This window comes from Arthrobacter sp. UYP6 (assembly GCF_040547315.1).
Classification (GTDB): domain Bacteria; phylum Actinomycetota; class Actinomycetes; order Actinomycetales; family Micrococcaceae; genus Arthrobacter_B.
The window spans coordinates 35,580-45,545 of sequence record NZ_JBEPPM010000026.1 but is presented as its reverse complement, the minus strand read 5'-3'; the positions used below and the strand labels follow the sequence as shown (position 1 = coordinate 45,545).

Sequence of the window (9,966 nt, the reverse complement as noted above, 5' to 3'; positions counted from 1 at the left end):
CCGCCGGACAATATTTGAAGTGTAGGGCCCCGCATGGTTGCGGGGCCCTACCTGTTTAACCCGGCTTTCGGGTTCCGCCGGGGGTTCGGCAGGGGGGTGGTGAATCTCTCATCGAACCGGCAGTAGATGCCCGTGTGGGGCCCGGGAAGAGCATCTACTGCCATCTCGCGGGGAAGGAGGTGGCGGTGGAGGACGGGGGATGGGGAGGGGGTGGAGGCGGCGAGGCTAGGCTTGGATGATGAACTCTTCCCTCTTTTCGCACGCCGAGCAGCCCGAACCGGCCAAGAAGCACATCGATGTACCGGACGTAGTGGTGGAGCGCAGAGTGCCCCGCGAGCTCCACGAAGCATTCAACGGGTTTACCGAGTACCTCCATCTGTGGTGGCCGGAGGAGTTCACGGAACTCGGTGAAGGCACGCACCCTGAGATTGAGTCGGGTTCCCTGATCGAAAGTGGGCCCGATGGTGAAACCGCGGTATGGGCGACGGTCACCAACAGAGTGCAGGATGCGGAAATCGTCCTGGACTGGGTGAAGGGCCACAGCGCTCAGACGCCGACGGAGGCCCGCATTAGCTTCGTGCCGATAGACGAAGCGACAACCAGCGTCACGGTGACACACTCCGGATTCGGAACTGTAGCGGACCCCGTTGAAACGCACGATGCATTTTCTGTCGCCTGGCCGCAGATCCTGGACCGTTACGCGCGCTTCATGGGTTCCCGGTAGCATCCTTGTATGACCGCTGACACACTTCTGGATCTCTCCCGCTCCCTGCCCGGAATCGCTATGGACAGCTCAGCGGAGGTGCTCGCTGCGTACGGCAGCGACCAGGGGCCGGTCCTTGAATACAACAACCCGCTGGCCGTTGTCTGGGCGCAGTCCGTCAGCGAAGTGCAGCAGGTCCTGAGGTGGGCCTCGCGCACCGGCACAGCAGTGGTGCCCCGCGGCGCCGGAACCGGAGTCTCCGGGGGAGCCCACGCCACCGCGGGAAGCATCATCCTGAGCGTGGAACGGATGAACCGAATTCTCGAAATCCGCCCCGATGATGAGCTGGCCCGAGTGGAACCGGGCGTCATCAACGCCGAACTCAACACAGCCGCAGCCGAGTTTGGCCTCATGTATGCCCCGGATCCGGCAAGTTACCGGATCTCCACAATCGGCGGCAACGTGGCGACCAACGCCGGCGGTCTTCGGTGCGCCAAATATGGGGTGACTCGGGACTCCGTACTGGCGCTCGACGTCGTCCTGGCGGACGGAACGCTCATCGCCACCGGGCACCAGACCTTCAAAGGTGTGGCGGGGTATGACCTGACGGGCCTGTTTACCGGTTCCGAAGGAACCCTGGGGATCGTGGTGGGCATTACCGTGCGGCTGCGCTATCTGCCCGTACAGGTATGCACGCTGGCCGGCTTCTTTCCGGATATCGAGAGCGCTGCTGCCGGAGTGCTGGCTGTTGGCCGTGCACGCGTCCAGCCAGCCATTATGGAGCTGCTCGACGCCGAGACGATGGTGGCGCTGGACGGCGCCCACGGGTCCACGTTGCGCTCCAGGGGTGCTGCCCTGCTGCTGGTCCAGACAGACGGGTACGGGGCGGACGCCGAAGCCGATGTGGTGCGCTCAGCGCTGACTGCAGAGGGCGGATCCGTCAGTCTGGAGGGCTCAGCTGAGGCACTGGAACTGCTGGATCTCCGCCGGCACAGCCGCGGAGACGCCGTCCACACCGAGCACCGGGTGGGAGAGGACGTTGCAGTGCCAAGGTCCCGGTTGGTGCCTTACATTGCCGGGCTCAACACCATGGCCCGCAGGCACCGGGTCAGGCTGAAAGTGGTGGCACATGCCGGGGACGGCAATCTGCACCCCACCTTTTGGGTTCAGAAGGCTGAGGGCAGCGCCGCCGTTGAACGGCTGGACGCTGCCCTTGATGAATCCATAACCCTGGCCCTGGCGATGGGAGGCACCATCACCGGCGAACACGGGGTGGGCCAGTTCAAGCTCCGCTGGCTGGCCCAGGAACAGCAGGAGGAAGTCCTGGAGCTGCAGCGCCGAATCAAAGAGGTCTTTGACCCCGCAGGGATCCTCAATCCCGGGAAGGCCATCATCCCCCGCTGAGGGCGTGCTTCCCGCATCCCGCGCTTAGGAGAGTCGGAGCCAGACCGTGCTGTTCGGCCGGATCCGGGTCCCTTCCATAGCGGACGCGGAGCTGGCGGCCAAAACGGGCAGCTCCGGCAGCTGCACCGGCTTCTCACCCATGTTCATTGCCACCAGAACGTTGCCGTTAACAAAAGCCACCAATCCCTCGGCATCATGTTCCGGCCACCAGGCGAGAGAGCCGGCGCCCAGGCCAAGCTCGCGCCGCAGCTGCAGCGCTGTGCGATACATATTCAGCGACGAGAACTCATCCCTGCGCTGAATGTCCCGTGAGTGCCGGCCCCAGTAGCCCGGCTGCGGCAGCCAGGTCTCTCCGGTGCTGCTGAACCCAAACGACGGCTCGCTGACCTTCCAGGGGAGCGGTACACGGCTGCCGTCACGGCCAACCCGGAGACCAGCTGTGCGGTGGTACGTGGGGTCCTGCCGGAACTCATCCGGCATCAGGGTGTGGTCGGGCAGCCCCAGTTCCTCACCCTGGTAGAGGTACACACCGCCCGGCAGGCCGAGCATCAGCATGGTGGCAGCGCGCGCCCTGGCGGCGCCCAGCTGATACTGCGGCTGGGTGTCGCGGGGGCCGATGCCGTCACCGCTGCGCAGGGTGTTGCCTTCCAGCCCGAAGCGGGACGCATGCCGGACGACGTCGTGATTGGACAGCACCCAGGTGGTTGGGGCACCGACCTTATCGAAGGCGCGCAATGAAGAATCGATGATCTCCCGCAGTTTCTCAGGATCCCACGGATGGGTCAGGTAGGCGAAGTTAAAGGCCTGCTGCATTTCGTCCGAGCGGACCCAGTCCGTCAGCCGGTCCAGGGGGTCAACGTTAGCTTCGGCGCAGAGCACCCGGTCGCCGTCGTACTCGTCTAGGAGCTTCCGCCAGGACCGGAAGATGTCGTGGATTTCCGCCTGACCAAACATGGGCGCCTCGTATCCCGGGAAGCCCTCGGACGATGCGCCGTCAGCGGTTCCGCCCCAATCCGGCAGCCCGGATTTTTTGATCAGCGCATGCGCAACATCCACCCGGAACCCGCCCACACCGCGGTCCAGCCAGAATCGCAGGATCCGCTCGAACTCCTGCCGAACGGCCGGGTTGTCCCAGTTGAAGTCCGGCTGTGAGGAATCGAAGAGGTGCAGGTACCACTGACCCGGTGATCCGTCCGGGTTGGTGATGCGGGTCCACGCGGGTCCGCCGAAGTGGGACTGCCAGTTGTTCGGCGGATTCTCGCCGTTCTCTCCCGTGCCGTCCCGGAAGATGAACATGTCCCGTTCAGGTGAACCGGGCGCGGCGGCCAGCGCAGCCTGGAAGAGGGGATGCTGGTCCGAGCAGTGGTTGGGCACCAGATCCACGATGACGCGGATCCCGTATTCCCCGGCTTTGGCAACCAGGGCGTCAAAGTCTTCCAAGGTGCCGAAAATGGGGTCCACGGAGCAGTAGTCCGCGACGTCATAGCCGGCATCCTTCTGGGGAGAACGGTAGAACGGGGAGAGCCAAATGGCGTCGATGGCCAGGTCCGACAGTGCGGGGATTTCCTCTGTGATGCCGGGCAGATCGCCCACTCCGTCTCCGCGCAGGTCGCGGAAGGACCGTGGATAGATCTGGTAGATCACCGAGGAGCGCCACCACTGCGCACCGGGCTGGCCGTCGTGGACGGGGATGGTCCGAAGCGCACCCCGCTGAAGACGGGTCTCTGCTGATGTGGACATATTGAGGTAGGGTCCTCCTGTCTCGGGCAGGTCTTTTGTCAGTTCCATTAACGCCATTAAAGCGGAGGCTGAGGCGTTGGTGCCATGAACTGGACCACAGGACCGGGCGGACCTTTTCCGGACGGGAGGAGGGCTATCCGTCAGCCATCTGTTCCGGTGAGCCGCCGGATTCGAGGATGTTCATGGTCCGTGTGTCGGTGCTCAGCAGGATTGCCGCTTCGTCCCGGCGGTGGCGCAGCACAGTGTCCATGTAGGACTGGACTGCCTCGGCCAGGGGAACGTTGCGGTTCTCCTTTTCGGACATGTACCAGCGGTGCTCAAGCACCTCGTGCACCACTTCGGCCTGTTCAAGCTTGCTGCCCAGCTCGCGGGGAACGGACTTCACGATCGGCTCGAAGACCTGGGTGACCCACAGGTGCGCGCTGAGCTCCTCATCCAGGTCCGGGTTGTTGTCCGCCCGGTAGGAATCCATGTCATTGAGCAGCCTGCGGGCCTGGTTCTCCTGGGCATCCAGCCCGGTCAGGCGCAGTAGCCGGCGCTGGTGGTGGCCGGCGTCGACCACCTTGGGCTGGAGCTGGACCTGGGTGCCGTCGGCAGTGGTTTTGATGGTGAGTTCGTCGACGTCGAACCCCAAGTCGTTCAGGCGGCGGATGCGGGCATTGACGCGCCAGCGTTCGCCGAGTTCGAAGGACTCCTTCTCCGTCAGCTCGGCCCAGAGGTTCCGGTAACTGTCCATGATTCGCTCGCTGGTGGCCAGCGGATCAACGCTCTCCTCGATCAGGCCGCCCTCGGCGAGGTCCATCAGCTCCCCGGCGATGTTCACCCGCGCAATCTCAAGATCGTATTCACGCTGCCCGCGGGACAGCTCGGGGTAGAGCTCACCGGTTTCAGCGTCCACCAGGTACGCGGCAAAAGCCCCGGCATCGCGGCGGAAAAGAGTATTGGAGAGCGAAACGTCGCCCCAGTAAAACCCTGCCAGATGCAGGCGCACCAGGAGCAGGGCCTGGGCATCGATGAGGCGGGTGAGGGTGACCTCGCGCAGAGTCTGGGAGAAGACGGCGCGGTAGGGCAGCGAAAAGCGCAGATGCCGGGTGACGAGGACCGGCTGCAGCTCATTGCCTTCGGTGTCATAGCGGCCGGTAATCACTGCCACCGGCGCCACACTGGGAACATTGAGCCGGCGGAGTTTGCGCAGCATGTGGTATTCCTGCCGGGCCACATGCTCGCTGGTTTCCTTGATCGCGATCAACGCATCACCCATCCGGGCAAAACGGACAACGTGTCGGGAAATACCACGGGGGAGGGCCGCCAGGTTCTCTTTGGGCCAGTCCTCCAGCGGGAGGTGCCACGGCAGGTCCAGCAGTGCGGGGTCCATCGACGCCGCCGTGATATTCAGGGAGGCAAGGGCCTTCTCCGGCGTGGAAGTTTTGAGCCGCGGCAGCTTGCCCGGCTGCTCATAATCCGTTGGTTCGTCGCGCCAGCTGGCGCCTGCAGGTTCGGTCATCAGCACAAGCCCTTTGTTGATCGTCCTGTTTAAGCAGGACGGCGGTGGCCCCGTACACGAGTTTAGTTCAGGTGGAGGGGCCACCGCATAATCATTGGAAAGACTCAGGCCTGGTCGGCCAGCCGCTCACCGTTACTGGTGTCGAACAGGTGTACGTGGCCCTGCTGCGGGCGGACGTACAGGGTGTCACCCTTCATCGGGGGACGGCGCCCGTCGACGCGGACCACCATGTCCCGGTCCGTGCCATCGAGCGTGGTGTGGCCGTAGACATAAGCATCGGCGCCGAGCTCCTCCACCACGTCAACTTCCACCTTCAGGCCGGAGCCGGAGGAATCCACGATTTCCAGGTCTTCGGGGCGGACACCAACAGTGACCGTGTTGCCGGCAGCCTGGCCCAGGACTGAGCTGGATACCGGGTAAATGGCACCGCCGAAGGCGACGCCGCCGTCCACTACGGGCAGTTCCAGCAGGTTCATGGCCGGAGAGCCGATGAAGCCGGCCACGAAGACGTTCTTGGGGTGGTCGTACAGGTTGCGCGGGGTATCCACCTGCTGCAGCAGGCCATCCTTGAGCACTGCCACGCGGTCACCCATGGTCATGGCCTCGACCTGGTCGTGGGTGACGTACACGGTGGTGACGCCCAGGCGGCGGGTCAGCGACGCGATCTGGGTGCGGGTCTGGACGCGGAGCTTTGCATCGAGGTTGGACAGCGGCTCATCCATGAGGAAGACCTGCGGGTTACGCACGATGGCACGGCCCATGGCAACGCGCTGACGCTGACCACCGGAGAGAGCCTTCGGCTTGCGGTCCAGGTAATCCTCAAGGTCCAGCAACTTAGCTGCCTCGCGGACACGCTCCATCCGCTCTTCCTTGGCGATGCCGGCGATCTTCAGGGCGAAGCCCATGTTGTCCGCCACGGACATGTGCGGGTAGAGGGCGTAGTTCTGAAAAACCATGGCAATGTCACGGTCTTTGGGTGGTACGTCGGTGACGTCGCGGTCACCGATGAGAATGCGGCCGGAGTTGACGTCTTCGAGTCCGGCGAGCATGCGCAGGGAGGTCGACTTTCCGCAGCCGGAGGGGCCGACCAGAACCAGGAATTCGCCGTCGGCGATTTCCAGGCTGAGGTTGTCCACTGCCGGGCGGTCAGTGCCCGGGTACAGGCGTGTGGCCTGGTCGAACGTTACCGTTGCCATGATATTTCTCCTTCACGGGCAGGTACGTGCCCGACGATCCGTTGTGAAGTGCTATTGAGTTAAAGAGCAAGTGGCAGCGGTTGTGGCCGCGGTCACAGGGTTAGTATGCCATACCCCCGCATATCCGCCGTCAGCTTCCGGCGCGGCGCAGTTCCAGCAGCTGTTCCAGGACGGGCGTAAAGGCATCCGGAGACTCGACCCGGAACGCTGCGCGGGTGTCTCCGGGGCCGATTTTGATGCCAAGATCTCCGGGCTGCAGGGCTGAGAAACCGTGCTCGTCGGTAACGTCGTCGCCCGCGAAGAGCACCGCCGTCGCGCCGGTAAGTTCACGCAGGGCGCGGATTCCTTCGCCCTTGTTGGTGTGCACCACCGAGGCCTCGAGGACCCGTTTGCCGTCGGTGATCTGCACGCCGTCCAGCGCTCCCAGTCCGCGCCGTGCCGCGTCGGTCGCCGCTGAGGCAATGTCATCCGGTGCGCTTCGGGTGTGGAGGACGACGCCGGCGGGCTTTGCTTCCAGCCAGGTGCCCGGATGGGAGCGGGTCACCGTTTCCACGGCTTCGCGTGCCCGGGACAGCAGGTGCGCCTGCTCCGGAGTCAGCTGCAGCGGTTTCGCGTTGGGGCCGGTCCAGGCTTCGGCGCCGTGGCTGCCGATCAGCAGGGTTTCCGGCTCCGGCCCGGCGGCCCGGCGGAGGCTATCCAGGGCACGCCCGGAGATCAGGGCGGTGAAGGTGTCCGGCAGCTCCCCCAGCGCGGACACCGCCGCAGCGGAGGCGGCCAGCGGCCGGGCGTCGTCGGCGTGCTCCACCAGCGGAGCCAGCGTGCCGTCGAAGTCCAGTGCCACCAGCAGAACATCGGTGTGTGCCAGCTGCGTCAGCGCCCGGGAAAGATCCGGGGAAAGGCTGCTCACTGTGCAGTCTCCGAATCGGTCTGCTGCAGGGCGTTGAGGAAGTTCTTGGACCAGCGCTCAACGTCATTCTGCAGGACCTGGCGGCGCATCAGGCGCATCCGGCGCTGAGCCTCGCGGTCCGGCATATTGATGGCTGTCAGGATGGAGCCCTTCAGCCCGTCGATGTCGTGCGGGTTCATCAGTACAGCCTGGCGCAGCTGGTCCGCCGCACCGGCGAACTCGCTGAGCACCAGGGCCCCGGTGTTGTTGATCCGGGCGGCAACGTACTCCTTGGCCACCAGGTTCATGCCGTCCCGCAGCGCCGTGACCAGCATGACGTCCGCTGCCAGGTACAGGGCCACCATTTCCTCCACCGGATAGCTGTGGTGCAGGTAGCGGATGGCGGTGTTTGCCATGGTGTCGTAGGTGCCGTTGATCCGGCCGACGGCGCCTTCAACCTCTTCGCGCAGCAGACGGTACTGTTCCACGCGCTCGCGGCTGGGAGAGGCCACCTGGATCAGGGCGGCATCCTCAACCCGAATCTTGCCGTCCTCAAGGAGTTCCCCGTAGGCCTTGAGCCGGTGGCTGATGCCCTTGGTGTAATCCAGCCGGTCCACGCCCAGGAGCACGGTTTTAGGATCTCCGAGCTCCCTGCGGATTTGTTTGGAACGCTCGATCACGTCCTCGCGCTTCGCCAGTTCCGTGATCTGGTCCGCATCGATGGAGATCGGGAAGGACTCCGCCCGCGAGACGTAGGAGACGCCGTCGTCGTTGGTGACGTGCACCTGCTGCTGGCGGACTGTGTGCCCGGCGAAGCGGCGGACGCAGCGCAGGAAGTTGCTGGCATCGGAGGGGCGCTGGAACCCGATCAGATCCGCGCCGAGCAGGCCCTCAATGATGTTCCGGCGCCACGGCAGCTGGGCGAAGATCTCCAGCGGCGGGAAGGGGATGTGGTTGAAGAAGCCAATCTTCAGGTCCGGGCGGTCCTTGCGCAGCATCTGCGGAACCAGCTGCAGCTGGTAATCCTGGACCCAGACGGTGGCACCTTTCGCTGCCATGGTGGCGGCGGCGTCGGCGAAGCGGCGGTTCACAGTGCGGTAGGAATCCCACCAGGTACGGTGGAATTCCGGCGGCGCAATCACATCGTGGTACAGCGGCCACAGGGTGGCATTGGAGAAGCCTTCATAGTAGAGCTCCACTTCGGGAGCGCTCAGCGGCACCGGCAGCAGATGCATGTTGTCATGGTCGAACTCGTCCAGCTCCTCGTCCGGAGCTCCGTGCCAGCCCACCCATGCGCCGTCGGCCTTGGCCATCACTGGAGCCAGTGCGGTGACCAGACCGCCGGGGGAGCGGCGCCAGCTTTCGCCGTCGTCGGTGCTTACCCGATCCACGGGGAGGCGGTTGGACACTACGATGAAGTCGAAGTCGCCATACCCGTCCGTGGCATCATTTCCTGCGGAATCGGCGGCAGCAGCGTTCACGATATGCACCCCTTGTTGGCTTAAGTATTTAGGCCACTCTATCCAAGGCCGGAAACTTTGTGCCCGCAGCAGCCGTTGGGAGTAAGGGCAGGAGAGGCGATTGGCCTAAACTGATGCCTGCCGGCCGCATGCCCAAACGGGCAGGCGTAAAAGAGACATGAGGAACTATGACTGAGCGGAACCCCAAGCCCAGCAAGGCCGATCGCACGGCTGCTGCACGCGAACAGGCGCGCGCCCTGCGTGAAGCCCAGAAAAAGAAGGAGCGGCGCAACAAGCTCCTGGTCCGCTGGGGGGTGGTGGTGGCCGTGGTGGCCGTCATCGTGATTGTGGCGCTGATTGTGATGAACTCCATTCGCGGCGGCAACGGTTCCGACGCCCAGACGGGTGAATCTCCGGCCAACGCCAATGAGTACGGCGGCATCACCGTGACCTCCACCGACTCGCTGGAGCCCACGGAGCCGTTCGCCGTTGACGTGGCTTCGCTGCCGGAGGCTCCGACCGAGGCCAAGGAAGATGCGCCGGTTCCGCCTGGCGTTGCTCCCGCCGAGGCCGGACAGCCGGTTCCGATCGTGGTCTACGTCGATGTGAACTGCGTTCACTGCGCCGACTTTGAGAAGGCCTACAACTCGCAGATCACCACCTGGCTTGACGCCGGTGAGGTCACCTTCGAGTACCGCACGGTTGCGTTCCTGGACCGCGGTTCACCCACTAACTACTCGTCCCGCGGTGCCAACGCCGCCGCCTGCGTTGCGGACACCAACCCCGAGTCCTACTGGGACTTCATGAGCGCCGTCTTCGCCAACTACGACAACGGCGAAATTAAGAACGCGGAGCTGGCTGACATGGCCGACTCGGTGGGCGCAGCGGACGCCTCCGACTGCATCCAGAACGACGGCTTCCGGGCTTTTGTGAACTACACGGACCGTCTGGCCCGCGTGGACTACGTGGGCGGAACCCCCACCGTGTACGTCAACGGTGCGGAGACCAACCCCAATGACTTCACCGCCGCAGTTGAGGGCGCAATCGAAGCCACCAAATAATTCGTTTCCGGT

8 protein-coding genes are annotated in these 9,966 nt (G+C 64.4%); 3 read left to right on the top strand and 5 right to left on the bottom strand.

Annotated elements, in window-relative coordinates; translation table 11 throughout:
- The first annotated feature begins 238 nt into the window (after positions 1-238).
- Together ABIB35_RS17625 and ABIB35_RS17620 are read left to right on the top strand one after the other, a co-directional pair.
- Positions 239-724, top strand: coding sequence for an SRPBCC family protein (locus ABIB35_RS17625; protein ID WP_354183031.1), 486 nt, complete (start codon positions 239-241; stop codon positions 722-724).
- Between the two features lie 9 nt (positions 725-733).
- The gene (locus tag ABIB35_RS17620) at positions 734-2,107 is read left to right on the top strand and encodes an FAD-binding oxidoreductase (protein ID WP_502915828.1); all 1,374 of its coding nucleotides are present in this window, start codon (positions 734-736) and stop codon (positions 2,105-2,107) included.
- Between the two features lie 24 nt (positions 2,108-2,131).
- Here ABIB35_RS17620 and ABIB35_RS17615 read toward each other — a convergent pair whose 3' ends face one another.
- The 5 genes from ABIB35_RS17615 to ABIB35_RS17595 form a co-directional block, all read right to left on the bottom strand.
- Positions 2,132-3,847, bottom strand: a complete 1,716-nt coding sequence (locus ABIB35_RS17615; RefSeq protein ID WP_354183030.1) for a glycoside hydrolase family 13 protein — start codon at positions 3,845-3,847, stop codon at positions 2,132-2,134.
- Positions 3,848-3,980: 133 nt separating this feature from the next.
- Positions 3,981-5,351, bottom strand: a complete 1,371-nt coding sequence (locus ABIB35_RS17610; protein WP_354183029.1) for a DUF4032 domain-containing protein — start codon at positions 5,349-5,351, stop codon at positions 3,981-3,983.
- 104 nt (positions 5,352-5,455) lie between these two features.
- Positions 5,456-6,547, bottom strand: a complete 1,092-nt coding sequence (locus tag ABIB35_RS17605; RefSeq protein WP_354183028.1) for an ABC transporter ATP-binding protein — start codon at positions 6,545-6,547, stop codon at positions 5,456-5,458.
- Between the two features lie 130 nt (positions 6,548-6,677).
- Entirely contained in the window at positions 6,678-7,454 is a 777-nt protein-coding gene (gene otsB / locus ABIB35_RS17600; protein ID WP_354183027.1) for a trehalose-phosphatase, read from the bottom strand.
- Positions 7,451-8,914 carry an alpha,alpha-trehalose-phosphate synthase (UDP-forming) gene (locus ABIB35_RS17595; protein WP_502915827.1) on the bottom strand — a complete coding sequence of 488 codons (1,464 nt, stop codon included), beginning with the start codon at positions 8,912-8,914 and terminating at the stop codon, positions 7,451-7,453. Before ABIB35_RS17595 ends, otsB begins: the two co-directional genes overlap by 4 nt.
- A 167-nt stretch (positions 8,915-9,081) precedes the next feature.
- Between ABIB35_RS17595 and ABIB35_RS17590 the strand changes: the two genes are divergently transcribed.
- Positions 9,082-9,954 carry a DsbA family protein gene (locus tag ABIB35_RS17590; protein ID WP_354183026.1) on the top strand — a complete coding sequence of 291 codons (873 nt, stop codon included), beginning with the start codon at positions 9,082-9,084 and terminating at the stop codon, positions 9,952-9,954.
- The last annotated feature ends 12 nt before the right edge of the window (positions 9,955-9,966 follow it).

Bases quoted from the DNA above. Each gene is read 5' to 3' on its own strand.
- ABIB35_RS17625 (WP_354183031.1), top strand. From the start codon at position 239: ATGAACTCTTCCCTCTTTTCGCACGCCGAGCAGCCCGAACCGGCCAAG.
- ABIB35_RS17620 (WP_502915828.1), top strand. From the start codon at position 734: ATGACCGCTGACACACTTCTGGATCTCTCCCGCTCCCTGCCCGGAATC.
- ABIB35_RS17615 (WP_354183030.1), bottom strand. From the start codon at position 3,847: ATGTCCACATCAGCAGAGACCCGTCTTCAGCGGGGTGCGCTTCGGACC.
- ABIB35_RS17610 (WP_354183029.1), bottom strand. From the start codon at position 5,351: ATGACCGAACCTGCAGGCGCCAGCTGGCGCGACGAACCAACGGATTAT.
- ABIB35_RS17605 (WP_354183028.1), bottom strand. From the start codon at position 6,547: ATGGCAACGGTAACGTTCGACCAGGCCACACGCCTGTACCCGGGCACT.
- ABIB35_RS17590 (WP_354183026.1), top strand. From the start codon at position 9,082: ATGACTGAGCGGAACCCCAAGCCCAGCAAGGCCGATCGCACGGCTGCT.